This is a genomic window from Pseudomonas sp. Irchel 3E20, from assembly GCF_900187645.1.
Lineage (GTDB): Bacteria > Pseudomonadota > Gammaproteobacteria > Pseudomonadales > Pseudomonadaceae > Aquipseudomonas.
The window spans coordinates 99,701-124,417 of sequence record NZ_FYEE01000011.1; the positions used below are offsets into that span (position 1 = coordinate 99,701).

A 24,717-nucleotide genomic window follows, 5' to 3' on the forward strand; every position below is an offset into this window, starting at 1 on the left:
TCGCGATAGCGCCCTCAAGGCAACAGAATCGTCGACCCCGTGGTGCGCCGCGCCGACAGTTCGGTCTGCGCCTTGGCCGCTTCGGCCAGTGGGTAACGCTGGCTGATGTCCACCTTCAGCTTGCCGCTGGTGACCATGGCGAACAGCTCATCGGCCATGGTTTGCAGTGTTTCGGCGGTGTTGGCGTAAGTCGCCAGGGTCGGCCGGGTCACGTACAGCGAGCCCTTGGCCGCGAGGATCCCCAGGTTCACCCCTTCCACCGCGCCCGACGCATTGCCGAAACTCACCACCAGGCCCCGTGGCACCACGCTGTCCAGGGACGTCAGCCAGGTGTCCTTGCCGACGCCGTCGTACACCACGTCGCACTTTTTCCCGTCCGTCAGTTCCAGTACACGCTGTGCGACGTCTTCGCGGCTGTAGTCGATGGTCGCCCAGGCGCCGAGGGATTTGGCCAGCGCCGCTTTTTCGGGCGAGCTGACGGTGCCGATCAGCTTCACGCCCAGGGCCTTGGCCCACTGGCACGCCAGCGAACCCACGCCACCGGCCGCAGCGTGGAACAGGATGGTTTCGCCGCCCTTGAGGGCATAGGTCTGGCGCAACAGGTACTGCACCGTCAGGCCTTTGAGCATCACCGCCGCCGCTTGCTCGAAGCTGATGGCCTCGGGCAGATGCACCAGGTTGCTCGCCGGCAGCACATGCAGGTCGCTGTAGGCGCCCAACGGGCCGCTGCCGTACGCCACGCGGTCGCCCACCTTGAACCGGGTCACTTCGCTGCCCACCGCCTCCACCACCCCGGCGCCCTCGGCGCCCAGGCCCGAGGGCAGGGCCGGCGGCGCGTACAAGCCACTGCGAAAATAGGTGTCGATGAAGTTCAGGCCAATGGCCTTGTTGCGCACTTGCACTTGCTGGGGGCCGGGCGCGGCCGCTGAGTAGTCCACGTACTCCAATACGTCGGGGCCGCCATGGGCACGGAACTCAATACGCTTGGCCATCTGCACTGTCCTCGGGTCGGTTGGCAAAGGCTCCTATCGGACTCCTAAGCTTGATCTTCGTCAACTGCGGCGCACGCGAGCGCAGTGGTATGCTACGCGCCCATTTGCGCCGGCCTCAGGCTCCATACGAAGCGCCGTGTAGCTTTGCCCGATTCAAGGTGATGCCATGACTACCCGCACCGAGGCCGTAAAAGCCTACCTGCTCGACCTGCAAGACCGCATTTGTGCCGCCCTGGAAACTGAGGACGGTGGCACCCGTTTCGTCGAAGACGCCTGGACCCGGCCCGCCGGCGGCGGTGGTCGCACGCGAGTGATCGAAAACGGCGCGGTGATCGAGAAGGGCGGCGTCAACTTTTCCCACGTATTCGGCAGCGGCCTGCCGCCGTCCGCCAGCGCCCATCGGCCCGAGCTGGCCGGCCGTGGCTTCGAGGCGCTGGGGGTGTCCCTGGTGATCCACCCGCACAACCCCTATGTGCCAACGTCCCATGCCAACGTGCGCTTTTTCATCGCAGAAAAAGAAGGCGAAGAACCGGTGTGGTGGTTCGGCGGCGGCTTCGACCTGACCCCCTACTACGGCAACGACGAAGACTGCGTGCACTGGCACCGCGTGGCCGAACAGGCCTGCGCGCCGTTCGGCGCCGATGTCTACCCGCGCTACAAGGCCTGGTGCGACAGCTACTTCCACCTCAAGCACCGCAACGAACCGCGGGGCATCGGCGGCCTGTTTTTCGATGACCTGAACGAGTGGGATTTCGACACCTGCTTCGCCTTCATGCGCGCCATCGGCGACGCCTACATCGACGCCTACCTGCCCATCGTCCAGCGCCGCAAGGCCCAGGCCTACAGCGAGCAGCAGCGCCAATTCCAGGAGTTGCGCCGCGGTCGTTACGTGGAGTTCAACCTGGTCTACGACCGTGGCACCCTGTTTGGCCTGCAATCGGGCGGGCGTACCGAGTCGATCCTCATGTCGTTGCCGCCGCAAGTGCGCTGGAGCTACGACTGGAAACCCGAGCCTGGCAGCGAAGAAGCGCGCCTGACCGACTACTTCCTGCAAGACCGCGACTGGCTGGCCTGACCGAGGAGATGCCCGATGGATCACTACGTCGTTTTCGGTAACCCGATTGCCCATAGCAAATCGCCGCTGATCCATCGCCTGTTTGCCCAGCAAACCGGCCAGCAACTGGCCTACGACACGCTGCTGGCGCCGCTCGACGATTTCGCCCACTGCGCCCGGGAATTTTTCCGCGAGGGGCGCGGCGCCAACGTCACAGTGCCCTTCAAGGAACAGGCCTATCGCCTGGCCACCCGCCTCACCGAGCGCGCCCTGCGGGCCGGTGCGGTCAACACCTTAAGCAAACTCGACGACGGCACACTGCTGGGCGACAACACCGACGGCGCGGGCCTGGTGCGCGACCTCACGGTCAATGCCGGGGTCAGCCTCAAGGGCAAGCGCGTGCTGCTGCTGGGCGCGGGCGGCGCGGTGCGTGGGGCGTTGGAGCCGTTGCTGGGCGAGCAGCCCTCGTCGCTGATAATCGCCAACCGCACCGTAGAAAAAGCCGAACTGCTGGCCGAACTTTTCGCCGACCTGGGGCCGGTGTCGGCCAGCGGTTTCGATTGGCTGCACGAATCGGTGGACGTGATTATCAACGCCACCTCCGCCAGCCTCGCGGGCGACCTGCCGCCGATTGCCAGCAGCCTGATCGAACCGGGCCACACGGTGTGCTACGACATGATGTACAGCCAGGCCCCGACCCCGTTCTGCCGCTGGGCCAGCGAACACGGTGCGGCGCTGTCGCTCGATGGCCTGGGCATGCTCGTCGAACAGGCCGGCGAAGCCTTCTACCTGTGGCGCGGCGTGCGCCCGGACACGGCGCCGGTGTTGGCGCAGTTGCGGCAAGGGTTGGCGCTGTAGGGCTTCACCTCTCCTGGTGGGAGCGAGCCCGCTCGCGATGGCGCAGTGTCAGCCGACATCACCTTTTCTGACCCACCGCCATCGCGGGCAGGCTCGCTCCCACAGAGGCTGGCTCCCATAGCAAGAAACCCCTCAGTCCTCGAACCGAATCGGGCATTTTTGCGGCCCTTCCAGCTTCATCAGCTCCTCCACCACCTGCGGCCTTGCGCGGCGCAGGGTCAGGCTGCGGCCCTGCTGCAATAGGCGCCGCGCTTCCTGGTGGAGCATCTCCACCCCTGAGTAGTCGATAAAGTTGATCTGCTGCGCGTCGATCACCACCCGCGCGCCGTGCAAGCGTTGCAGGCGCACTTGCAGGTAATGGCTGGCGCCGAAAAAAATCGACCCGCCGACCCGCAGCACATCGTCCTCGCCCTCGCGCAACTGCTGCACCCGTGGCTGCGACGTGCGCTTGAGGTAGAAAAACAGCGACGCCAGCACCCCGGCGTAAATCGCCGTTTGCAGCTCCAGCAACAGGGTCGCCAGGCAGGTCAGCAGCATCACCACGAACTCCGCGCGGCTGACCCGCAGCAGTGCGCGAATGCCGCGCACATCCACCAGCCCCCAACTGATAAGCACAATGCTCGCCGCCATGCTCGGCAGCGGTATGTGGGCGATCAACCCTGCCCCGGCCACGGCGAACAGCGCCACCCACAGCGCCGAAAACACCCCGGCCAGCGGCGAGCAGGCACCCGCCTCGTAGCTCAACCCGGAGCGGGTGAAGGAGCCAGCCGACAACGAGCCGGAGAAAAACCCACCGACGATATTGGACAAGCCCTGGGCACGAACTTCCTGGTTAGCGTCGAGAAGTTGCTGGGAACGTGCGGCGATCGAACGGGCAATCGACAGGCTGGTGACCAGCCCCAGCATGCCCACCGCCACCGCGCTGGGCAGCAGGCGCAGGATCAAGTCCAGGTCCAACGGCAAAGCGCTGAACGGCGGCAAGCGCCCGACAAACCCGCTGACCCGTTGCACATGGCCAAACAGCCCCGGCCACAGCCACACCAGCAGGCTGCTGGCCACCAGGCTCAGCAGCAGCGTCGGCCAGCGCGGCAGCAAACGCTTGAGGCCGATGCCCAGGGCCAGGGTCAGCAGGCCCAGGGCCAGCGACGGGCGGTCGATGTGCCCAGCCTCGCGCAGCAGCGCCAGCAGGCTGTTGATCGCGGTCGCCTGGTTCGGCACCTCCAGCCCCAACAGGTTGGGCAACTGCCCCAGGGCAATCACCACCGCCGCGCCGAGGGTGAAGCCCAGCACCACGGCATGGGAGACGAAATTCACCAGCGCGCCGAAGCGCAACATCCCCAGCAGCCACTGGAAAATGCCCGCCAGCAGGGTCAGCAACAGGATCAGGGTCACGTAGTCCTGCGTCCCCGGTACCGCCAAGGGGCTGATACTGGCGTACAGCACGATGGAAATCGCCGCTGTCGGCCCGCAGATCAAATGCCACGACGAGCCCCACAAACAGGCGATCAACACCGGCACGATCGCCGCGTACAAACCGTATTCCGGCGGCAGGCCGGCGATCAGCGCGTAGGCAATCGACTGCGGCAATGCCAGGATCGCCCCGCTCAACCCGACGATAGCGTCGCGGCCCACGCTGGCGCGGGTCTGGCGCGGCAGCCAGGCGAGGAAGGGAAACAACTGATGGCGAGTGGGCACAGCCATGGGGCCTCGAAGGTGGGGGGAGGTGGCCAAAGAGTATCAGGTGGCGGGTTGACGGGGGGCGGACCCTAAGGAGCCCAACCCTGTGGGAAAGCGCTATGGGAGAGCGCTGTGGGAGCGAGCCTGCTCGCGATAGCGGTATACCTGCCGTCATGGTTGCTGGCTGTACTGCCGCCATCGCGAGCAGGCTCGCTCCCACAGAACCTGCCCCACAGAAAAAACCGCCAAGCAAAAACCAGGCATTAAAGCCTGGCCTTAACCGCCGCCAACGCCTCCTGCCCATCCAGGGTTTTCACCCCCTCCAGCCATGCGTCCAGCACCGCCGGGTTGGCCTGGAGCCAGGCCTTGGCCGCGGCGCCGTTGCTGGTTTTGTCGTTGGCCACGGCGGCCATGATGCTGTTTTCCATGGCCTGGGTGAATGTCAGGTTGTTCAGCAACCTGGCCACGTTCGGGCAGGCCTGGGCATAACCCTTGCGGGTCAGGGTGTGGACGCTGCCGGTGGCGCCAAAGTACTTTTCGCCGCCCTTGAGGTAGCGCATGTTCAGTTGCACGTTCATCGGGTGCGGCGTCCAGCCCAGAAAGGCCACGAAGCGCTGGCGCTTCACTGCCCGCCCTACCTCGGCCAGCATCGCCTGCTCGCTGGATTCCACCAGTTTCCAGCGGCCCAGGTCGTAATCGTTTTTCTTGATGATCTCTTGCAGCGACAAGTTGGCCGGGGCGCCGGCGCCGATGCCATAGAGCTTGCTGCCAAAGCGCTCGGCAAACCGATTGAGGTCGGCAAAATCCTGCACGCCGGCCTCCCACACATAGTCGGGTACGGCCAGGGTGAACTCGGTGCCGTCCAGGTTTTTCGCCAGTTGGGTGACCTCGCCCGAGGCCACGAACTTGTCGTAGAAGCCCTGCTGCGCCGGCATCCAGTTGCCCAGGAACACATCCACCTGGCCGTCCTTGAGGCCGCCGAAAATGATCGGCACCGCCAGGGTATCGACCCTGGGCTTGTAGCCCATGCCTTCGAGCACAAACCCAGTGAGGGCATTGGTGGCGGCGATGTCGCTCCAGCCCGGGTCGGCCATTTTCACCGTCTCGCAGCCCGGTTCGGCCTGGGCCGCCGCGCAGCCCAAGGCCAGCAACCCGGCCAGCAGCCCTGTGGATAACCTTTGCATGTGCATCCCCTTACGTTATTGGAGTGGGCAGGGTTGTGGATAACGTGCCTTGCGCTCCAGGTCATCGAGGTCGATGTGGTTGCGCATGTACTGCTGGCTGGCGTCTACCAGCGGCTGGTGGTCCCAGCTCTTGAGTTGGCCCACGGCCAATGCCTGGGCCACGAAGCGGCGGCGGCGCTGGCTGGCCAGCACCTGGGCGGTGATGGCGGGGATGTTCCACTTGGCCCGCGCCTCGGCGAGAAAAGCGTCGAAAAGCGGGCGATGTGGCGGCGATTGGCTGAGTTCTTCCTGTTCCTGGGGGTCGTTGTGCACGTCGAACAGCAAGCACGGGTCGTCCTCGCTGTAGATGAACTTGTAGGCGCCCCGGCGGATCATCATCAGCGGGCTCACGGTGCCTTCGGCCATGTACTCGCCGAACACCTCGTCGTGCCCGCTGCCGCCCTGCAAATGCGGCACCAGCGAGCGGCCATCCAACGCCAGCCCCGGCGCCACCTCGCCCCCGGCCAACTCCACCAGGGTGGGCAGCAGGTCGGCAGTCGATACCGCCGCCCGCACCCGCCCCGCCGCGAATTGCCCCGGCGCCCACACCAGCAGCGGCACGCGGGCGGCCATCTCGAACCAGTGCATTTTGTACCAAAGCCCGCGCTCGCCGAGCATGTCGCCATGGTCGCCCGAGAAGACAATCAGGGTGTCGTCCAACAGCCCGGTTTCGTCGAGGGTTTGCAGGAGTTTGCCGACGTTGTCGTCGATATAGCTGCACGCACCAAAATAGGCACGGCGCGCGTCGCGGATCTTATCCACAGGCAGCGGCTTGTCCCACAGGTCGTAAACCTTGAGCAAGCGTTGGGAATGAGGGTCTTGCGCTGCTTGAGGGGGCGTGTGCGGCAGTGGGATTTCATCGTCGCGGTACAAATCCCAATACGCCTTGGGGATGGTGTACGGGTCGTGGGGGTGGGTCATCGACACCGTCAGGCAAAACGGCTGGTCGCCGGCCTCGCGCACATGGTCGTACAAATACTGGCGCGCCTTGAACAGCACCTCTTCGTCGAAATCCAGTTGGTTGGTGCGCACGCACGGGCCGGCCTGCAGCACCGAGGCCATGTTGTGGTACCAGGTGGGGCGCACATCCGGCTCGTCCCAGTTCACCGCCCAGCCGTAGTCGGCCGGGTAAATGTCGCTGGTCAGGCGCTGTTCGTAGCCGTGCAACTGGTCGGGGCCGCAAAAGTGCATCTTGCCCGACAGCGCCGTGCGGTAGCCCAGGCGCCGCAGGTAGTGGGCATAGGTCGGTACATCGGCGGGGAAATCCGCCGCGTTGTCGTAGGCGCCGATCTTGCTCGGCAACTGGCCGCTGACCAGGGTAAAGCGCGACGGCGCGCACAGGGGGCTGTTGCAGTACGCGGCGTCGAACACCACACCCTGGGCGGCGAGGCGGCTCAAATTCGGCAGCTTGATGGGCGATGGCCCGTAGAAGGGCAGCATGGGCGCGGCCATTTGATCGGCCATGATGAAAAGAATGTTCTTGCGCTTCATGGGTTCGCGGCATTCCATAGTCAGCAGTTATGCGAAAGTGCTGGGGCCGAGAATGTAGCCCGCGCACTGAGCGGTAAAGCCCACGCAAGGCAATGACTAGGATAAGCACAGCTTATGTATGAAGCCCTTGGCGATTTGTCCCTGGACCTGCTGCGCGCCTTTGAGGCCGCAGCGCGCCAGCGCAGCTTTACCGCGGCGGCGGTGGAGCTGGGCACCACCCAACCGGCCATCAGCCAGCAGATCAAACGGCTCGAAGAACAGTTGGCCACGCGCCTGTTCGACCGCATCTACCGCGGCATCGAACTGACCGAGGCCGGCGCGCTGCTGCTGGAGCACGTGCAGGCCGGGTTGCAGCACATCGACACTGGTTTGCTGGCTATCGGCAATCAGGGCCAGCATGAAGTGCTGCAAGTGGCCACCGACTTTGCCTTTGCCGCCTATTGGCTGATGCCGCGCCTGCACCGCTTTCACGCCGCCTACCCCCAGGTGGACGTGAGCCTGGTGACCAGCGAGCGCAACCACACCATGCTGCGCCCCGACATCGACGTGGCCGTGTGGTTTGGCGACGGCCGCTTCAAGCAGGGCGACAGCCATTGGCTGTTCAACGAAGAAGTGTTTCCGGTGTGCAGCCCGCTGCTGCTCAAGGGCCGCGCCCCGCCCTTGCCGGCCGCTAGCCTCACCGACCTGCCGCTGCTGCACTTGCGCGGTGAAGCCAGCAGCCATTGGTTCGACTGGGCCGGGGTGTTTCGCGCCTTGGGCCTGCACGCCGCGCCGGCGCCTGGGCAATTGCGTTTCGACAACTACACGCTGCTGATCCAGGCTGCGATTGGTGGCCAGGGCGTGGCCATTGGCTGGCGTCACCTGGTGGATAACTTGCTGGCCCAAGGCCTGCTGTGCCGGCCGATTGCCGAAAGTGCCGCCTCGGGGTTTGGCTACCACGTGGTGCTGCCGGCCCGTAAACGGCGCGGGGCGCTGATCCAGAGCTTTGTCGATTGGCTGATGGCCGAGCACCGCGCCGACACCCTGGCGGGGATGGCCCTGCCGGCTATCGCGGTGTAGCGTGGCGGCTGGGTAAAAAATCTGACATCCAGAGAGCGCTATGCAACGGATCAAGGGCTACCACGCCCACATCTACTACGACGCCAACACCCTCGAACAAGCCCGCCAGTTGTGCGAAACCGCCACGGGGCTGTTCGACGTGCACATGGGCCGCCTCCACGAACGCCCCGTGGGCCCGCACCCGGACTGGAGCTGCCAACTGGCCTTCGGCCCCGAAATCATCGGCGTGATGCTGCCGTGGCTGGCGCTGAACCGTAATGGCCTGGTGGTGTTTTTGCACCCCAACACCGGCGACGACCTGGCCGACCACACCGACTACGCCGTGTGGATGGGCGCAATGCGGCCGTTGGATTTGAGCGTTTTTTGAGCGGCTAAGCCCCGCCCCGCTATCGAACAACCCCCTGTGGGAGCGGGCCCTGCCCGCGATGGCGGAGTGTCATTCGGCGAGGTTGTTGGCTGTGCCGCTGCCATCGCGAGCAGGCTCGCTCCCACAGTGAATGATGGGCGCGATACGGCCGTTGGATTTGAGCGTTTTTTGAGCGGCTAATCCCCGCCCCGCTATCGAACAACCCCCTGTGGGAGCGGGCCCTGCCTGCGATGGCGGTGTGTCATTCGGCGAGGTTGTTGGCTGTGCCGCTGCCATCGTGAGCAGGCTCGCTCCCACAGGTTTTGTGGTGTTTGGGGAGTTTTCCTTCAGGTTGTGGCGCGGGTGGTGAACGTGTGGGCGGCAAAACCGGGGGCTAGTCTGCGCCGGTCATCGCTCAATCGGTGACACGGACGTGCAAGTCCGACTCGGCCCACAATCGCTTATGGCTATTCATCGAGCATTTTTCTATGCTCGCGAACCGTTATGGCGGCTGTGTGTGGGAGGCCTTCGGGCCTGCCGGGTTCCGAGTCCGGTCTTGCACACCTGCGCACAGCCGCCACCTCTTTCGAAGCAAGCGAAACGGTGTTGGCTCCTTAATTACTCGGAGCTAAAACATGTTCAAACCCACCCCCAACCCGCCCGAAGACCTCAGCGTTTCCCCCTACGCATCCGCCGATTCCCCGCGTTTCCACGAGGCCGCCGAGCGTGCCCTGGATTTTCACTTGCGCCCCGACACCCCGCGCCCGTGTCCGCCTGAAACTCTGTTCAGCGTGGTGCCCGATACCCACGCCGAAACGCTGCTGGCCAACGCCTACCAAACCCTGACCTCGGCCAATGCCATGGCCTGCGACCTGGCGTTCGACCTCGACGGCTCGCGCCGCCATGTGGCGCTGGCGATCCAGCAGATGATCGAGTTGGGCCAGTTGCTGGTGAACCGGGTGTTGGATGTGGAGCATGGCCACGGCTAAAACCGCTGCCCCTGTGGGAGCGGGCCCTGCCCGCGATGGGGGTGTGTCATTCGGCGAGGTTGTTGGCTGTGCCGCTGCCATCGCGGGCAGGCTCGCTCCCACATGAGGGGCCTGCTCAATAAAAAAAGGGGTTCAGGCAGCGTGCCTGAACCCCTTTTTAGCTAGCGCCTAATACCTTTAGGCGCCACGCGCCCCGCGTACGCCTTGGGCCAGTGCGGCGCACAGGCTCAGTACGCCGTCCACGGCTTGTTCGTCGCTGGTGGCGTTGGCGATGTGGTCGATCAGGGCCGAGCCCACCACCACGCCGTCGGCCAACCGGGCGATGGCGGCGGCTTGCTCGGGGGTGCGGATGCCGAAGCCGATGCTGATGGGCAGGTCGGTGTGGCGGCGCAGGCGTGCCACGGCTTCTTCGACGTGTTCCAGGGTGGCGGCGCCGGCGCCGGTCACGCCCGCCACCGAGACGTAGTACACAAACCCGGAGCTGCCGTTGAGCACGGTAGGCAGGCGTTCATCGTCGGTGGTCGGGGTGGTGAGGCGGATAAAGTCCAGGCCCGCCGCTTGCGCGGGGTCGCACAGCTCGCCGTTATGCTCGGGCGGCAGGTCCACCACGATCAAACCGTCCACGCCCGCCTCTTTGGCCTCGCTGATGAAGCGCGGCACGCCGTAGTGGTGGATGGGGTTGAAGTAGCCCATCAGCACCAGGGGCGTATCGCTGTTGCCCTGGCGGAACTCGCGCACCATTTGCAGGGTTTTGGCCAGGTTCTGCTTGGCGCCCAGGGCGCGGATGTTGGCCAGTTGGATGGCCGGGCCGTCAGCCATGGGGTCGGTGAAGGGCATGCCCAACTCGATCACGTCGGCGCCGGCGGCGGGCAGGCCCTTGAGGATGGCCAGCGAGGTGTCGTAGTTGGGGTCGCCGGCGGTGACGAAGGTCACCAGGGCGGCGCGGTTTTGTTGCTTGAGCTGGGCGAAGCGGGTGTGCAGGCGGCTCATCAGTGTTTCTCCTGCTGGGTGTGTTCCATGTGGTGCATGACGGTTTGCATGTCTTTGTCGCCGCGCCCGGAGAGGTTGACCACCATCAGGTGATCCTTGGGCAGGGTCGGGGCGCGCTTGAACACTTCGGCCAGGGCGTGGGCGCTTTCCAGTGCGGGAATAATCCCTTCCAGGCGACAGCATTTGTGAAAGGCGTCGAGGGCTTCGTCGTCGGTGACCGAGGTGTATTCGGCACGGCCGATATCGTGCAACCAGGCGTGTTCCGGGCCGATGCCGGGGTAGTCCAGGCCGGCGGAGATGGAGTGGGCGTCGATGATCTGGCCGTCGTCGTCTTGCAGCAAAAAGGTGCGGTTGCCGTGCAGCACGCCGGGTACGCCGCCGTTGAGGCTGGCCGCGTGCTTGCCGGTGTCGATGCCGTAGCCGGCCGCTTCGACGCCGATGATTTGCACGCTCTGGTCATCCAAAAACGGGTGGAACAGGCCCATGGCGTTGGAGCCGCCGCCGATGCACGCCACCAGGCTGTCGGGCAGGCGCCCTTCCTGAGCTTGCAACTGGTCGCGGGTTTCCTTGCCGATCACGGCTTGGAAGTCGCGCACCATGGCCGGGTACGGGTGCGGGCCGGCCACGGTGCCAATCAGGTAGAAGGTGCTGTCGACGTTGGTCACCCAGTCGCGCAGCGCTTCGTTCATGGCGTCTTTGAGGGTGCCGGTGCCGGCCACCACCGGGATCACGGTGGCGCCCAGCAGCTTCATGCGGAACACGTTGGCCTGCTGGCGCTCGATGTCGGTGGTGCCCATGTAGATCACGCAGTCGAGGCCGAACCGCGCGGCCACGGTGGCGGTGGCCACGCCGTGCATGCCGGCGCCGGTCTCGGCGATGATGCGTTTTTTGCCCATGCGCCGCGCCAGCAGGATCTGGCCGATGCAGTTGTTGATCTTGTGGGCGCCGGTGTGGTTGAGCTCTTCGCGCTTGAGGTAGATCTTGGCGCCGCCGCAGAACTCGGTCAGGCGTTCGGCGAAGTACAGTGGGCTGGGGCGCCCGACGTAGTCGCGCTGGAAGTAGGCTAATTCTTCAATGAAGGCCGGGTCGATCTTGGCCGCTTCGTATTCGCGGGCCAGTTCGAGGATCAACGGCATCAGGGTTTCTGCCACGTAGCGGCCGCCGAAGTCGCCGAACAGGCCGTTGGCGTCGGGGCCGTTACGCAGGTTTTGCGGGTGATGGGGCTGGGTCATGACGCGCTCCAGGGGCATTCGTTAAGTGACAATGGCGTTCACTCTACCCCTGCCGCCGGGGGCTGAAAACCGATAAGATCGCCGCAACCTGTCAGGAAAACTCACATTTACCATGCGCCAAGACCTGCCCCCGCTCAACGCCCTGCGCGCCTTCGAGGCCACCGCCCGCCTCAATAGCGTGAGTAAGGCCGCCGAACACCTGCACGTAACCCACGGTGCCGTCAGCCGGCAGTTGAAGGCGTTGGAGGAGCACCTGGGGGTGGGCCTTTTCGTCAAGGAAGGGCGCGGCCTTAAACTCACAGATGCCGGCGTGCGCCTGCGCGATGCCAGTACCGAGGCCTTCGAGCGCTTGCGCACGGTGTGCGCCGAGCTGAGCCAGAGCACGGCGGATGCGCCCTTTGTGTTGGGCTGCTCGGGTAGCTTGCTGGCGCGCTGGTTTATCCCGCGGTTGGGGCGCTTGAACGCCGATTTGCCGGATTTACGCCTGCACCTGTCGGCCGGTGAAGGCGACCTGGACCCGCGCCGCCCGGGGCTGGACGCGCTCTTGGTGTTCGCCGAGCCGCCGTGGCCGGCGGATATGCAGGTGTACGAGTTGGCCAGTGAGCGCATCGGCCCGGTGATGAGCCCGCGTTGCGCGGCCTACGAGGCGTTGCGCGAGGCCCCCGCTAGCGCCTTGCTGGGAGAGGCGTTGCTGCACACCACCTCGCGGCCCCAGGCCTGGCCCAGTTGGGCACGGCAAAGCGACCTCGACGCCGGGGCGCTGAAGTTCGGGCAGGGGTTTGAGCATTTGTACTACTTGCTGGAAGCGGCGGTGGCCGGTTTGGGCGTGGCGATCGCCCCTGAGCCGTTGGTGGCCGAGGACCTGCGCGCCGGGCGCCTGGTTGCGCCGTGGGGTTTTTGCCAAACCCCGGCGCAACTGGCGTTGTGGCTACCCAAGCGCGCCGCGGACGGGCGCGCTCGGCAGTTGGCGCAGTGGCTCAAAAATGAGCTGCGCCAGCAGGCTTAGTCGCCGCGTTTGCACATCAAGTAAGCGGCCAGCAGGCCCAGGGCTCCGACCGCGACACCGGCAGTGGTCCAGGGGTGTTGCTGGGCATAGTCGCGGGTGGCGATCCCGGTTTCGCGGGTTTTGACTTTGACTTCTTCATAAGCGTCGCTGAGCAGGTGGCGCGAATGCTTCAGCGCGTTCTCGGCGTTGCTTTTGAGGGCCTTGAGGGTTTTACGCGACTCGTCGGAGGCATCGTCTTTGAGGCTTTCCAGGGATTTGAGCAGACTCTCGATTTCCGCTTCCATGCTTTGCAATGAGGCTTTGCGTAAAGAAGTGTTGGCCATGGTGGCTCTCCTGCATTGGTTGAGTGGCGTGTGAAGGTTCGGACTCCAGGGGTTTGGGAAAGTGCAGAAATTCTGACCTTTCGTGAAGAAACGCCTGTCACAAGTATTCGCCCTATTCGCTGCTAGGCTTTGACCTACGCCAAAGGAGATCGCTATGACAGACCATCACACCTACAAGAAAGTGGAACTGGTAGGGTCGTCCCCCACCAGCATCGAAGACGCCATCAACAATGCCCTGGCCGAGGCCAGCAAGAGCATCAAGCACTTGGAATGGTTCGAGGTGACCGAAACCCGCGGCCATATCAAGGACGGCAGAGCGGCGCATTTTCAGGTCACCCTCAAGGTGGGGTTTCGCATCGCCAATAGCTGAGGCGCTGAACTTGTACGCTGGCCGATTGCCATAGGAATGGCAAAGCGCTATCCGGCCGCGGGCATTGGGCCCGCCGCCGAGGTTTTTTAATCCGACCAGGGAATGTGACCGATGAAGAAGTTTGTACTGGCTGTAGGTTTGTTGAGCCTGGCGGGCACCGCCCTGGCTGCGGGCAAGCCGTGCGAAGAGTTGAAAAGCGAAATCGCCGCGAAGATCGATGCCAATGGTGCGTCGGGTTATTCGCTGGAGATCGTGGAAAAAGGCGCGGACGCTGACGGCAAAGTCGTCGGCACCTGCGAGGCGGGCACTAAAGAGATCGTCTACAAGCGCGGCTAGTGCTTGTGCTGAACCCCCGTGGGAGGCCTGCGTGCCGCCATCGCGAGCAGGCTCGCTCCCACAAAGGAAGAATGAACATCCCCCCCACACCACTGTTCAACTGTGGGAGCGGGCCTGCTCGCGATGACGCCATTGCAGCCGCCACAAGCCCATTGCCCGGCCCGCTCCCCCATCATCTGCGGTTCACCTAACCGCCATCACCCCTTCATCACCTGCGCCAGCAATTCATAGGAATGCAGGCGATCAGCGTGTTCGTACAAGTCGCAGGTAAAGATCAGTTCATCGGCCCCGGTCTGTTCGATCAGCACCTGCAGTTTGGCGCGGATTTTTTCCGGGCTGCCGACCATCGCCAGGCCCAGGAAACTGGCCACGGCTTCTTTTTCATGGGGCAACCACAAGCCGTCCATGGTGCTGACCGGTGGGCGCTGCACCAGGCTTTGGCCGCGCATCAGGGCCAGGATGCGTTGGTACACCGAGGTGGCCAGGTAATCGGCCTGCTCGTCGGTGTCGGCGGCCACCAGCGGAATGCCGAGCATCACGTAGGGCTTATCCAACACGGCCGAAGGCTTGAAGTGGTTGCGGTAAACGCGAATGGCTTCGTGCATGTAGCGCGGTGCGAAATGTGAGGCGAAGGCGTAAGGCAACCCCCGTTCGCCCGCCAGTTGGGCGCTGAACAGGCTCGAACCCAGCAGCCACACCGGCACGTGGGTGCCCGTACCCGGCACGGCGATGACTTTTTGCTCCGGGGTGCGCGGGCCGAGGTAGGCCATCAGTTCGGCCACGTCGTCCGGGAAATCGTCGGCGCTGCCCGACCGTTCGCGGCGCAAGGCGCGGGCGGTCATTTGGTCGGAACCGGGCGCGCGGCCCAGGCCCAGGTCGATTCGCCCGGGGTAGAGGCTTTCCAGGGTGCCGAACTGTTCGGCGATGACCAACGGCGCATGGTTGGGCAACATCACCCCGCCGGAGCCGACGCGGATGGTCGAGGTGCCACCGGCCAGGTAGCCGAGCAGCACGGAGGTGGCGGAGCTGGCGATGCCGTCCATGTTGTGGTGTTCGGCCACCCAAAAGCGGTGATAGCCGAACTTCTCGACGTGTTGCGCCAGATCCAAGGAGTTGCGCAACGATTGCGCCGGGCTGCCATCGGCGCGCACGGGCACCAGGTCGAGGGTCGAGAACTTGATATCGGACAGTTGCTTCATAAACCTGCGTCTCCAGTGAGGGGTTTGCAGGTTTTTTGTCACGCGCCAAAACCTGCCGATTTCGATAAGCCTGCTTCATGCAATGTGGGCATATACCCGAGATTCAATAGCGGACGCGAATTTACCTACCAGACGGGTAGCGATTTCTGATGAGGTGAACTTTGGCGGCTCTTCTATCCTCAGAACCCTAGTAACGCAAAACCCCACAGGCGCGATCTTTCGCGCCGAACCTGAGGAGACAGCGATGAGCATCACGAAGAAAGCATCGGCCCACTGGGCAGGCGACTTGAAAACCGGCATCGGTTCCATTTCCACCGAAACCGGTGTGTTGCGCGAGGCGCCTTACGGTTTCAAGGCACGTTTCGAGGGCGGCAAGGGCACCAACCCGGAAGAGCTGATCGGCGCCGCGCATGCGGGCTGCTTTTCCATGGCGTTTTCCATGATCCTGGGCGACGCGGGCCTGAAGGCAGACAGCATCGACACTCAGGCCGAAGTCACGCTGGACAAGCTCGACGATGGCTTTGCCATCACCGCCGTGAATTTGATTCTCAAGGCCAAAATCCCCGGCGCCACCCAGGCGCAATTTGAAGAACTGAGCAAAAAAGCCAAAGAGGGCTGCCCGGTTTCCAAGGTGCTGAACGCCAAGATCACCCTGGACGCGACCCTGGTGGGCTGATCCGCGTAACCGTGGGTTCACATGTGTGGTGCAATGGGCCTTCGCGGCTTTGGCGCAGGGCCCTGCGCACCGCATTCAGGGAGTTGGCACATGAAAGGTTTTGCTTTGGCGGTAATCGGCTTGGCGCTGAGCACTTCGGCGTTGGCTGCACCTAAACCTTGTGAAGAACTCAAGGCCGAGATCGAGGCCAAGATCCAGGCGCAAGGCGTTGCTTCATACACCCTGGAAGTCGTCCCCAACGCTGATGTACACGACCAGAACATGGTGGTCGGCAGTTGCGAGAACGGCACCCGGAAAATCATCTATCAAAAGAACGACCGCTGAGCCCACTCAGGGCACGCAGTGGATCGCCCGCTCGGTGGCGACGATCTCGCCCCGGGCGTTGAGCAGCCGGGCGCTGGGGGTGAAGGCCAGTGAACGGGCCTCCAACCGATAGCGCTGGCCGGCCTCGAAATGCTCGTACGGCACGGTCATGTAGCACAGGCGCTCGCGCGGTTCGGTGGTCATGAGCATGCCGCCGCCCATGACTTCAAAGTCAAAACGCACTGTCAGCTCATGGCGCCCCGGCGTCACCTGGAAGTAGCGCCCGTCCGGCAGCCGTTGGTTGTCCAGGCGATCGGCCATCAGCACTTTGCCGCCGGGCGATGGGGTGGCGAAGTCGACCCAGGCCATCTGTGGGTTTACGGCGGGCAGTGGCGTGGCGACGCACGCTGTGAGGGTGGTGCAGGCGAGGAACAACAAGGCTAGGCGCATGGCAGGCATCCGGACGGTCAGGGGCTGAGCATAGCGCCGATCCGCCTCGGGTATGAAGGTGCACTTGGCGCAGCGGCAAACAGGCGCGATAGTCGTGCGCTGCGCCACTCACGGGAAGATTGGAATTTGATAAGGCAAAACAGACGCCTTGGGCTATTTGCGCTCTTGTTGCCCGCCGTGCTGCTCAACGGCTGCGCCAGCCTGAGCTATTACGGCCAATTGGCCCAAGGCCAGCTACGCCTGCTCAACGCCCGCGTGCCGGTGGCCGAGGTGGTCGCCGACCCGGCCCGCGACCCGACCTTGCGCGCGCACTTGGCGCAATCACAAAAGGCTCGGGCCTTTGCCAGCGAACAGCTGCATTTGCCGGATAACCAGAGCTACCGGCTTTACGCCGATATCGGCCGCCCGTTTGTGGTGTGGAATGTGTTCGCCACGCCGGAGTTTTCCCTGAGCCCGCAAAACCACTGCTTCCCGATTGCCGGTTGCGTGGCCTATCGCGGCTATTACAGCCAGAGCGGCGCCCGGGGCGAGGCGGCGCTGCTTGCCCAACAAGGGCTGGACGTGTCGATTGGCGGGGTCGAGGCCTATTCCACCCTGGGCTGGTTCAATGACCCGATCCTTAGTTCGATGCTGGGTTGGGGCGACGAACGCCTGGCCACGCTGATCTTCCATGAGTTGGCGCATCAGCGTGTCTACGTGAAAGACGACACGTCGTTCAATGAGTCCTTCGCCTCCTTCGTTGAGCAGGAAGGCACCCGGCAATGGCGCTCGGCCCGGGGCCTGGCGCCGGCCGGCGATGCGCAGGGCCGCCAGCGCGAGCAGTTCATTGCGTTGGTGCTCGACAGCCGCGCGCGCCTGGAGCGCTTGTACGCCTCGCCCCTGTCCGCCGAAGCCATGCGCCAGGGCAAGGCCGCCGAATTCGAGCGCTTGCGCCGCGAGTACCGGCACCTGCGCGAGCACCAATGGGCTGGGTCCAAGCGCTACGACGCCTGGGTCAATGCGCCACTGAACAACGCCCGTTTGCTGCCCTTTGGCCTCTACGACCAATGGGTGCCGGCGTTTGCGGCGCTGTTCCAGCAGGCCCAGGGCGATTGGCCGGCGTTTTACCGTGCAGTGCAAACCCTGGGCGCCCTGCCCGCGCACGCGCGCCAGCAACGGCTTGAGGGCTTGTTGGCGGCAGCGCGCCAATAGCGGGTGCGCAGCCATTCACCACCCTTGTCATTCGCCAGCCCCCGCAAGAGCACTAACGCGGCAAAAACGCCTCATGCAATTGGGCCAGGGTTTGGAAGTGATAAGTCGGTTGTTCGGCGCTCAACTCTTCGTGGCTGCCAAAACCGTAGCCCACGGCGGCGGCGTCCAGGCCATTGGTTTTGGCGCCGATCAGGTCGTGTTTGCGGTCGCCGATCATCAAGGTGTGGGCGGGGTCGAGGCCTTCTTCGCGCATGAGGTGGGCGATCAATTCGACCTTGTTGGTGCGGGTGCCGTCCAGTTCGCTGCCGTAGACCACCTTGAAGTGTTTGGCGAAGTCGAAGTGGCGGGCGATTTCCCGGGCGAACACCCAGGGTTTTGAGGTGGCGATATATAGCTGGCGCCCTTGCCCGCTGAGGGTTTCCAGCAATGGGGTGACGCCGTCGAACACACGGTTTTCGTACAGGCCGGTGACCTTGAAACGCTCACGGTAGAAGTTCACCGCCTCCCAAGCCTTGGCCTCGTCGAAGTCGTAAAACTGCATAAAGGCTTGTAGCAGGGGCGGGCCGATAAAGTGTTCGAGCTTGCTCAGGTCCGGCTCGTCGATGCCTAGGTTGGCCAGGGCGAACTGGATCGAGCGGGTGATGCCTTCGCGCGGGTCGGTGAGGGTGCCGTCGAGGTCGAACAAAACGGTTTGGTAGTGCATGGAAAATCCTGATTGAGGGCGAGGCAAGGTCAGGCCTGGTCGAAACCTTCGGCCAGGTGCAAGTCCTTGAGCTTCACGTAGTTCGCCGCGCTGTAGGTGAAAAAGGCACGTTCCTTGTCAGTCAGTGGGCGGGCCTGCTTGACCGGGCTGCCCACATACAGAAAGCCGCTGGCCAGGCGTTTGCCCGGCGGCACCAGGCTGCCGGCGCCGATGATGACGTCGTCCTCCACCACCGCGCCGTCCATCACGATGCTGCCCATGCCGATCAGCACCCGGCTGCCGACGGTGCAGCCGTGGAGCATGACTTTGTGGGCGATGGTCACGTCGTCACCGATCAGCAGCGGGAAGCCATCGGGGTTGAATGGGCCGGCGTGAGTAATGTGCAACACACAGCCGTCCTGCACGCTGGTGCGCGCGCCGATGCGGATGCGGTGCATGTCGCCGCGGATCACCGTTAAAGGCCAAACCGAGCTGTCTGTGCCGATTTCAACGTCGCCGATGACCACCGCCGAGTGATCGACAAAGGCGCGTTCAGCCAGGGCCGGGCGGCGGTTCTGGTAGGTACGAATGGCCAAGTGAATTTCCCTCAGTGACATTTATTAATGGGGCTTATAGCTGCGGCGGGCGTCGATTGTAATTAAGATGGCCCGATGTTTCTTCCAGCCAAGGTGCCCACCGTGAGCGTGAACAACCCTCTTTTGCAGCCCTACGACCTGCCGCCGTTTTCGGCGATCCGTGCCGAGCATGTGCAACCGGCCATCAAACAGATCCTGGCTGACAACCGCGCTGCCATCGCGCAAATCCTCGAAGCACAAGGCCAGCAGCCTACCTGGGCTGGCCTGGTATTGGCCATGGACGAGCTCAATGACCGCCTCGGCGCCGCTTGGAGCCCGGTCAGCCACCTCAACGCGGTGTGCAACAACGCCGAGCTGCGCGAAGCCTACGAGGCTTGTTTGCCGGCACTGAGCGCCTACTCCACCGAAATGGGCCAGAACCGTGCGCTGTTCCAGGCCTTTGAAGCCCTGGCCAACAGCCCGCAGGCGGCCGGTTTCGACGTGGCGCAGAAAACCATCCTCGAACATTCCCTGCGTGACTTCCGCTTGTCGGGTATCGACCTGCCGCCCGCCGAGCAACAGCGCTATGCCGAGGTGCAAAGTAAGTTGTCGGAGCTGGGCAGCCGCTTCTCCAACCAACTGCTGGACGCGACCCAGGCTTGGAGCAAAAACATCACCGACGAAGGGCTGCTGGCAGGCCTGACCGATTCGTCCAAGGCGCAAATGGCCGCGGCGGCCCAGGCCAAAGGGCTCGACGGTTGGCTCATCAACCTGGAGTTCCCGTGCTACTACGCGGTGATGACCTACGCCCAGGACCGTGCGTTGCGCGAGGAAGTCTACGCCGCCTACTGCACCCGTGCGTCGGACCAAGGCCCGAATGCCGGTCAGAACGATAACGGCCCGGTGATGGAAGAAATCCTCGACCTGCGTCAGGAATTGGCCAAGCTCCTGGGTTTCGCCAGTTTTTCCGAACTGAGCCTGGCCACCAAAATGGCTGACTCCAGCGATCAGGTGTTGAGTTTCCTGCGTGACCTGGCCAAGCGCAGCAAGCCATTTGCCGCCCAAGACCTGGAACAGCTCAAGGCTTACGCCGCCGAACAGGGTTGCCCCGACCTGCAAAGCTGGGACAGCGGTTTCTACGGCGAAAAACTGCGCGAACAGCGCTACAGCGTGGCCCAGGAAACCCTGCGCGCCTACTTCCCGATCGACAAGGTGTTGGGCGGCCTGTTCACCATCGTGCAACGCCTGTACGGCATCGAAATCACCGAACTGAGCGGTTTCGACACCTGGCACCCGGATGTACGCCTGTTTGAGATCAAGGAAAACGGCCAGCACGTGGGGCGCTTTTTCTTCGACCTTTACGCCCGGGCCAACAAGCGCGGTGGCGCCTGGATGGACGGCGCCCGCGACCGCCGCCGCACCCTGGAGGGCGTGTTGCAAAGCCCGGTGGCGAACCTGGTATGTAACTTCACCCCCGCTGACAGCGGCAAGCCTGCGCTGCTGACCCACAATGAAGTGACCACCCTATTCCATGAGTTTGGCCATGGCTTGCACCACCTGCTGACCCGCGTCGAACACGCCGGTGTCTCGGGCATCAACGGCGTGGCCTGGGATGCGGTCGAGCTGCCGAGCCAGTTCATGGAGAACTGGTGCTGGGAGCCTGAAGGCCTGGCGCTGATTTCCAGTCACTTCGAGACCGGCGAACCGCTGCCCCAAGACCTGCTGGAAAAGATGCTGGCGGCGAAAAACTTCCAGTCCGGCCTGATGATGGTGCGCCAACTGGAGTTCTCGCTGTTCGACTTCGAACTGCACGCCACCCACGGCGATGGCCGCAGCGTGGCGCAGGTGCTCGAAGGCGTACGCGACGAGGTTTCGGTGATGCGTCCACCGGCCTACAACCGCTTCCCCAACAGCTTTGCCCACATTTTTGCCGGCGGTTACGCGGCGGGTTACTACAGCTACAAGTGGGCGGAAGTGCTGTCGGCCGATGCGTTTTCCAAGTTCGAGGAAGATGGCGTGCTTAACCCGCAGACTGGCCGTGCGTTCCGCGAGGCGATCCTGGCGCGCGGTGGCTCCCAGGCCCCGATGGTGCTGTTCGTCGATTTCCGCGGCCGCGAGCCGTCGATTGACGCACTCTTGCGCCATAGCGGCCTGACCGAGGACGCAGCAGCATGAGTGAAGGGCCAGTGATAACGAAAAAACGCTTTATCGCCGGAGCGGTCTGCCCGGCGTGTAGCGAGTCGGACAAGTTGATGATGTGGAGCGAGGACGATGTCCCGCACCGCGAATGCGTCGCCTGCGGTTACTCGGATGTGCTCAACGAACAGGGCCTGTCGGTGCCCAAGGAGTTGGGCACGCGGGTCAACACCACCGCATTGAAGGTGCCGGATGCGAAGGTGCAGGCTGTGCAGTTTTTCCCCAATCCGAAATTGAAAAAAAACAACTGATAGATTCAAACCTGCCAGGTTTAATTACAACCTGGCAGGTTTGCCTAAGTTCAAAGTTTAAAGGAAGTGAACGCCGATACCAGCCGTTCTATGCTGGTTTTATCGTCATGGTTAGCTTGATTGTCTCCATCTACGTCGATAGAAAAGTCCGGTATGGTAAAGCTTGATCCGCCATCAGTGCTGATTGCAGTAAATGATGTGGAGTCTGTGAGCAGGTTTCCGGCTTTTTTCGAAATCTGCACCAGTACTTGAAGTGTTGTATGGTTACTATTGATAAGGTATAGAAATATACCGTGTGGCGCCTTTAGTGTTATTTGGTGATAGTAGGACAGTGCAAGTTCCGTCATGGCTTGCTCGTCTCGATCATCAATCATGTTATCTGAGTTTACATCTACATCGTCCCAGGGGCCGTATGTAAGATTATGTGTGTCTCCATCATTTTTTACCGACAACGTGAAATACGTGGACTCAGTCAAGGTATCTGCTGGTTGCTGTGTTGATTCGTCTATGGTTGAAACCGTACCCGCAAGCTGGCCGAGGATCTTGGTCTCATTTCCTTCATCAACACGCTGAAGAAATACCCCTCGATTTTTTGGACCTTCCATTTGATGTACCTCTGGATTACTAAATATAACTATGGTGGTTGCGTTACATTGGAACTCGAGATGCGATATTTTGCGCAGAGCTCATCGAGTGCATATCAAGGATTAAGAATTCGGGCATAGGCACTGGCCAGTGCTAGGAGTTTTTCCTTGTCGGCTTCGTCAATATCACCGTCACCGTCAATATCCCTGACCGTGCGTAGGGTGAATGTTTTACCGCCATCATTGGAGAACGCTGCTAGTTCGGTTATGTCGACAAGTGTGTGGGTTTGCTCTTCGGTTTCTTCGTTGTAACCGAGAACTTCTAGTCCCAGCTTCATCGAAACCACTGCCTCGTTCGGGCTAACAATCGATGGTGCAAGAAGCTGTAGGAAGATACCGCGCGAATTAACGAAAGACATATTGATTCCCTTCAAGGTGAGTTGTATTGGCTGTTGCTTGGCTAACATTAGATGAGTTTTTTTTGTCGGGAACCGCCATGTATTTCATTATTTTTCCTCGCCGCTCGGCCAAATGCCCGGCGGTACTGGCAGGGAGGCAAAAGCTCGGTTACTGTACGTTTATACAGTCAAGAGATTTGCATGATGCTTACCCCCTTGCCCCCACGTGGTCGTGGCACTGCCACCAACCCGCACAACCGGTTCGCGCCCAGGCACTCGGTGGCCGAGGATGACGGCTGGTATCAGGAAGCCCCGCTGACCCAGGGCACCGAGGTACGCATCGAAACGGCGAAAACCATCATCACTCGCAACAGCTCCCCGGACTTGCCCTTCGATCGCTCGATCAACCCCTATCGAGGCTGTGAGCACGGCTGCATTTACTGTTACGCCAGGCCCAGCCATGCCTATTGGGACATGTCGCCAGGGCTGGATTTTGAAACCCGGTTGATCGCCAAGACCAACGCGGCGCAGGTGCTGGAGCAGCAGCTAAGTAAGCCCGGGTATCAATGTGCGCCAATCAATTTGGGCTCCAATACGGACCCTTACCAACCCATCGAACGCGAACATCGAATCACGCGCCAGACATTGGAAGTGCTGTTGCGCTACCGCCACCCGGTCACCATCGTCACCAAGGGTTCGCTAATCCTGCGCGACCTGGACCTCTTGGCCGAAATGGCCCAGCAACGGTTGGCGGCGGTGATGATTAGCCTGACCACCCTCGATGACGAGCTAAAACGCATTCTTGAACCGCGCGCAGCGGCACCCAAGGCCCGGCTGCGGGCAATCCGGGTGTTGCGCGAAGCGGGGGTGCCGGTGGGGGTGTTGTGCTCGCCGATGATTCCGATGATTAACGACAGCGAGCTGGAGCACCTGCTGGAAGAGGCCCACGGCGCGGGCGCGCAGAGCGCGGCCTACATGATGTTGCGCCTGCCGCTGGAGGTAGCGCCGCTGTTCGAGGCGTGGCTGGCCGCCCACTACCCGCAGCGGGCGGCCCATGTGTTGAGCCTGGTGCGCCAAAGCCGTGGCGGTGAACTGTATGACAGCCGTTTTGGCGCGCGGATGCGGGGTGAAGGGCCGTTCGCCGATTTGCTGGCCCAGCGTTTCGCCAAGGCGCTCAAGCGGTTGGGGCTGGATCGACGCGAGGGTTTCAACTTGGACTGCAATGCCTTTTGCCCACCGGGCAGTCAGATGTCGCTGCTCTAGACTACGGAGGTCTCCTGCAAGTGCTTGGGCATCTTAACCGTAGTCACGTTTTGGCTAACCTGTAAGCATTAGGCTAGAGCGGTTGGTTCAGGTTTAGTTAAGTTTCGACGGGTACGCTGTTCGTCGACTGACCGGTCAGTCGCATTTCGCGAGTTGATTATTTTCTAGTCAATAGCTGGCTTCGCACCGGTGAACACGGGAAGATTCCAAAAATCCGTCAATAAAAGAGGATGAATCATGAGTGACAAGGATAAACAGCCGTTGGCTGCGTCGGCTTCTGTCCTTCCGGACGCCGAAAGCGCCGATGCAGCGTTGCAGCATATCGTCGATGGTTTTCTGCACTTTCATCATGAGGTCTTTCCTGAACAGGAAGAGCTCTTCAAGAAGCTCGCCACGGCCCAGCGGCCCAGGGCGATGTTCATTGCCTGCGCTGACTCGCGCATCGTGCCTGAGCTGATTACCCAAAGTGCCCCGGGGGATCTGTTCGTGACCCGTAACGTGGGCAATGTCGTGCCGCCCTACGGGCAGATGAACGGCGGCGTTTCGACTGCCATCGAATACGCGGTGCTGGCGTTGGGCGTGCAGCACATCATCATTTGCGGCCACTCCGATTGCGGCGCGATGCGGGCGGTGCTCAACCCACAAAGCCTGGAGAAAATGCCTACGGTCAAAGCCTGGCTGCGCCACGCTGAAGTCGCCAAGACCATGGTTCAGGAAAACTGCAATTGCGCCGATGAAAACGAAAGCATGCATGTGTTGACCGAGGAGAACGTCATCGCCCAACTCCAGCACTTGCGCACTCACCCTTCGGTGGCCTCGCGCATGGCCAACGGTCATCTGTTTATCCATGGTTGGGTCTACAGCATCGAGACCAGCGAAATCAAAGCCTACGATGCCGACAAAGGCTGCTTCCTGCCGCTCGATGGCAGCCATCCGATACCTGTAGCGACGCCCAAAGCGCGCTTCTAGATCTTCCTTAGTTCCTGCCTGGCTTAGCCTGGAC

The 24,717-nt window shown here is 62.6% G+C and carries 28 protein-coding genes; 15 read left to right on the forward strand and 13 right to left on the reverse strand.

Annotation, left to right across the window (positions count from 1 at the left end; all coding sequences use genetic code 11):
* Positions 1–14: 14 nt before the first annotated feature.
* On the reverse strand, positions 15–992 hold the full coding sequence (locus CKW13_RS19000) for an NADPH:quinone reductase (protein WP_095110213.1): 978 nt from the start codon (positions 990–992) through the stop codon (positions 15–17).
* Between the two features lie 166 nt (positions 993–1,158).
* Here CKW13_RS19000 and hemF point away from each other — a divergent pair, with 166 nt between their 5' ends.
* Positions 1,159–2,067 carry an oxygen-dependent coproporphyrinogen oxidase gene (gene hemF, locus CKW13_RS19005; protein WP_095110215.1) on the forward strand — a complete coding sequence of 303 codons (909 nt, stop codon included), beginning with the start codon at positions 1,159–1,161 and terminating at the stop codon, positions 2,065–2,067.
* 15 nt (positions 2,068–2,082) lie between these two features.
* Complete coding sequence (gene aroE, locus CKW13_RS19010; protein WP_095110217.1) at positions 2,083–2,904, forward strand: shikimate dehydrogenase; 822 nt, start codon at positions 2,083–2,085, stop codon at positions 2,902–2,904.
* A gap of 132 nt (positions 2,905–3,036) precedes the next feature.
* Here aroE and CKW13_RS19015 read toward each other — a convergent pair whose 3' ends face one another.
* From CKW13_RS19015 to betC, 3 genes are all read right to left on the reverse strand, one after another.
* Positions 3,037–4,605: a SulP family inorganic anion transporter gene (locus tag CKW13_RS19015; protein ID WP_095110220.1), complete on the reverse strand. Its 1,569-nt coding sequence runs from the start codon at positions 4,603–4,605 to the stop codon at positions 3,037–3,039.
* A 239-nt stretch (positions 4,606–4,844) separates the two neighbouring features.
* The gene (gene choX / locus CKW13_RS19020) at positions 4,845–5,765 is read right to left on the reverse strand and encodes a choline ABC transporter substrate-binding protein (RefSeq protein WP_095110223.1); all 921 of its coding nucleotides are present in this window, start codon (positions 5,763–5,765) and stop codon (positions 4,845–4,847) included.
* 15 nt (positions 5,766–5,780) lie between these two features.
* Positions 5,781–7,295, reverse strand: coding sequence for a choline-sulfatase (betC, locus tag CKW13_RS19025; protein WP_095110226.1), 1,515 nt, complete (start codon positions 7,293–7,295; stop codon positions 5,781–5,783).
* A gap of 114 nt (positions 7,296–7,409) precedes the next feature.
* Here betC and CKW13_RS19030 point away from each other — a divergent pair, with 114 nt between their 5' ends.
* From CKW13_RS19030 to CKW13_RS19040, 3 genes are all read left to right on the forward strand, one after another.
* Complete coding sequence (locus CKW13_RS19030; RefSeq protein WP_095110227.1) at positions 7,410–8,354, forward strand: LysR family transcriptional regulator; 945 nt, start codon at positions 7,410–7,412, stop codon at positions 8,352–8,354.
* Between the two features lie 40 nt (positions 8,355–8,394).
* Entirely contained in the window at positions 8,395–8,721 is a 327-nt protein-coding gene (locus tag CKW13_RS19035; RefSeq protein WP_095110229.1) for a DOPA 4,5-dioxygenase family protein, read from the forward strand.
* 614 nt (positions 8,722–9,335) lie between these two features.
* A complete protein-coding gene (locus CKW13_RS19040; protein WP_095110231.1) occupies positions 9,336–9,689 on the forward strand; it encodes a DUF6124 family protein in 354 nt (117 codons plus the stop codon).
* A 177-nt stretch (positions 9,690–9,866) separates the two neighbouring features.
* Here the strand turns inward: CKW13_RS19040 and trpA are convergent, their stop codons facing one another.
* Positions 9,867–10,679 (reverse strand): tryptophan synthase subunit alpha, encoded by an 813-nt coding sequence (gene trpA, locus CKW13_RS19045; protein ID WP_095110232.1) that lies wholly within the window; start codon positions 10,677–10,679, stop codon positions 9,867–9,869.
* Positions 10,679–11,911 carry a tryptophan synthase subunit beta gene (gene trpB / locus CKW13_RS19050; protein WP_095110233.1) on the reverse strand — a complete coding sequence of 411 codons (1,233 nt, stop codon included), beginning with the start codon at positions 11,909–11,911 and terminating at the stop codon, positions 10,679–10,681. Before trpB ends, trpA begins: the two co-directional genes overlap by 1 nt.
* Before the next feature lie 112 nt (positions 11,912–12,023).
* Between trpB and CKW13_RS19055 the strand changes: the two genes are divergently transcribed.
* Positions 12,024–12,917: a LysR family transcriptional regulator gene (locus CKW13_RS19055; RefSeq protein WP_095110234.1), complete on the forward strand. Its 894-nt coding sequence runs from the start codon at positions 12,024–12,026 to the stop codon at positions 12,915–12,917.
* On the opposite strand, the gene CKW13_RS19060 is transcribed toward CKW13_RS19055, so the two are convergent.
* The gene (locus CKW13_RS19060; protein ID WP_095110235.1) at positions 12,914–13,240 is read right to left on the reverse strand and encodes a YqjD family protein; all 327 of its coding nucleotides are present in this window, start codon (positions 13,238–13,240) and stop codon (positions 12,914–12,916) included. The genes CKW13_RS19055 and CKW13_RS19060 overlap by 4 nt on opposite strands.
* Positions 13,241–13,394: 154 nt before the next feature.
* On the opposite strand from CKW13_RS19060, the gene CKW13_RS19065 reads away from it, so the two are divergent.
* Both CKW13_RS19065 and CKW13_RS19070 read left to right on the forward strand, forming a co-directional pair.
* Complete coding sequence (locus CKW13_RS19065; RefSeq protein WP_095110237.1) at positions 13,395–13,610, forward strand: dodecin; 216 nt, start codon at positions 13,395–13,397, stop codon at positions 13,608–13,610.
* Between the two features lie 111 nt (positions 13,611–13,721).
* A complete protein-coding gene (locus CKW13_RS19070; protein ID WP_095110238.1) occupies positions 13,722–13,946 on the forward strand; it encodes a DUF1161 domain-containing protein in 225 nt (74 codons plus the stop codon).
* Between the two features lie 197 nt (positions 13,947–14,143).
* On the opposite strand, the gene CKW13_RS19075 is transcribed toward CKW13_RS19070, so the two are convergent.
* A complete protein-coding gene (locus tag CKW13_RS19075) occupies positions 14,144–15,145 on the reverse strand; it encodes an LLM class flavin-dependent oxidoreductase (RefSeq protein WP_095110240.1) in 1,002 nt (333 codons plus the stop codon).
* A 244-nt stretch (positions 15,146–15,389) separates the two neighbouring features.
* Between CKW13_RS19075 and CKW13_RS19080 the strand changes: the two genes are divergently transcribed.
* Both CKW13_RS19080 and CKW13_RS19085 read left to right on the forward strand, forming a co-directional pair.
* On the forward strand, positions 15,390–15,821 hold the full coding sequence (locus CKW13_RS19080; RefSeq protein ID WP_095110242.1) for an OsmC family protein: 432 nt from the start codon (positions 15,390–15,392) through the stop codon (positions 15,819–15,821).
* A 90-nt stretch (positions 15,822–15,911) separates the two neighbouring features.
* Positions 15,912–16,145, forward strand: a complete 234-nt coding sequence (locus CKW13_RS19085) for a DUF1161 domain-containing protein (RefSeq protein ID WP_095110243.1) — start codon at positions 15,912–15,914, stop codon at positions 16,143–16,145.
* 6 nt (positions 16,146–16,151) lie between these two features.
* On the opposite strand, the gene CKW13_RS19090 is transcribed toward CKW13_RS19085, so the two are convergent.
* A complete protein-coding gene (locus CKW13_RS19090) occupies positions 16,152–16,574 on the reverse strand; it encodes a hypothetical protein (RefSeq protein ID WP_095110244.1) in 423 nt (140 codons plus the stop codon).
* A gap of 168 nt (positions 16,575–16,742) precedes the next feature.
* Between CKW13_RS19090 and CKW13_RS19095 the strand changes: the two genes are divergently transcribed.
* Positions 16,743–17,765: an aminopeptidase gene (locus tag CKW13_RS19095; RefSeq protein WP_095110365.1), complete on the forward strand. Its 1,023-nt coding sequence runs from the start codon at positions 16,743–16,745 to the stop codon at positions 17,763–17,765.
* Positions 17,766–17,817: 52 nt separating this feature from the next.
* Here the strand turns inward: CKW13_RS19095 and CKW13_RS19100 are convergent, their stop codons facing one another.
* Both CKW13_RS19100 and CKW13_RS19105 read right to left on the reverse strand, forming a co-directional pair.
* Positions 17,818–18,468, reverse strand: coding sequence for an HAD family hydrolase (locus tag CKW13_RS19100; protein WP_095110246.1), 651 nt, complete (start codon positions 18,466–18,468; stop codon positions 17,818–17,820).
* Between the two features lie 29 nt (positions 18,469–18,497).
* On the reverse strand, positions 18,498–19,043 hold the full coding sequence (locus tag CKW13_RS19105; protein WP_095110248.1) for a gamma carbonic anhydrase family protein: 546 nt from the start codon (positions 19,041–19,043) through the stop codon (positions 18,498–18,500).
* Positions 19,044–19,118: 75 nt separating this feature from the next.
* Between CKW13_RS19105 and prlC the strand changes: the two genes are divergently transcribed.
* Both prlC and CKW13_RS19115 read left to right on the forward strand, forming a co-directional pair.
* Positions 19,119–21,197: an oligopeptidase A gene (prlC, locus tag CKW13_RS19110; RefSeq protein WP_176465141.1), complete on the forward strand. Its 2,079-nt coding sequence runs from the start codon at positions 19,119–19,121 to the stop codon at positions 21,195–21,197.
* Positions 21,194–21,469 (forward strand): YheV family putative zinc ribbon protein, encoded by a 276-nt coding sequence (locus tag CKW13_RS19115; protein ID WP_095110249.1) that lies wholly within the window; start codon positions 21,194–21,196, stop codon positions 21,467–21,469. Before prlC ends, CKW13_RS19115 begins: the two co-directional genes overlap by 4 nt.
* 50 nt (positions 21,470–21,519) lie before the next feature.
* Here the strand turns inward: CKW13_RS19115 and CKW13_RS24270 are convergent, their stop codons facing one another.
* Entirely contained in the window at positions 21,520–22,074 is a 555-nt protein-coding gene (locus CKW13_RS24270; RefSeq protein ID WP_141233998.1) for a hypothetical protein, read from the reverse strand.
* Positions 22,075–22,169: 95 nt separating this feature from the next.
* Positions 22,170–22,472: a hypothetical protein gene (locus CKW13_RS19120; protein ID WP_095110369.1), complete on the reverse strand. Its 303-nt coding sequence runs from the start codon at positions 22,470–22,472 to the stop codon at positions 22,170–22,172.
* Positions 22,473–22,655: 183 nt separating this feature from the next.
* Between CKW13_RS19120 and CKW13_RS19125 the strand changes: the two genes are divergently transcribed.
* Together CKW13_RS19125 and CKW13_RS19130 are read left to right on the forward strand one after the other, a co-directional pair.
* A complete protein-coding gene (locus tag CKW13_RS19125; RefSeq protein WP_095110370.1) occupies positions 22,656–23,714 on the forward strand; it encodes a PA0069 family radical SAM protein in 1,059 nt (352 codons plus the stop codon).
* Between the two features lie 237 nt (positions 23,715–23,951).
* Entirely contained in the window at positions 23,952–24,683 is a 732-nt protein-coding gene (locus tag CKW13_RS19130; RefSeq protein WP_095110251.1) for a carbonic anhydrase, read from the forward strand.
* Positions 24,684–24,717 lie beyond the last annotated feature (34 nt).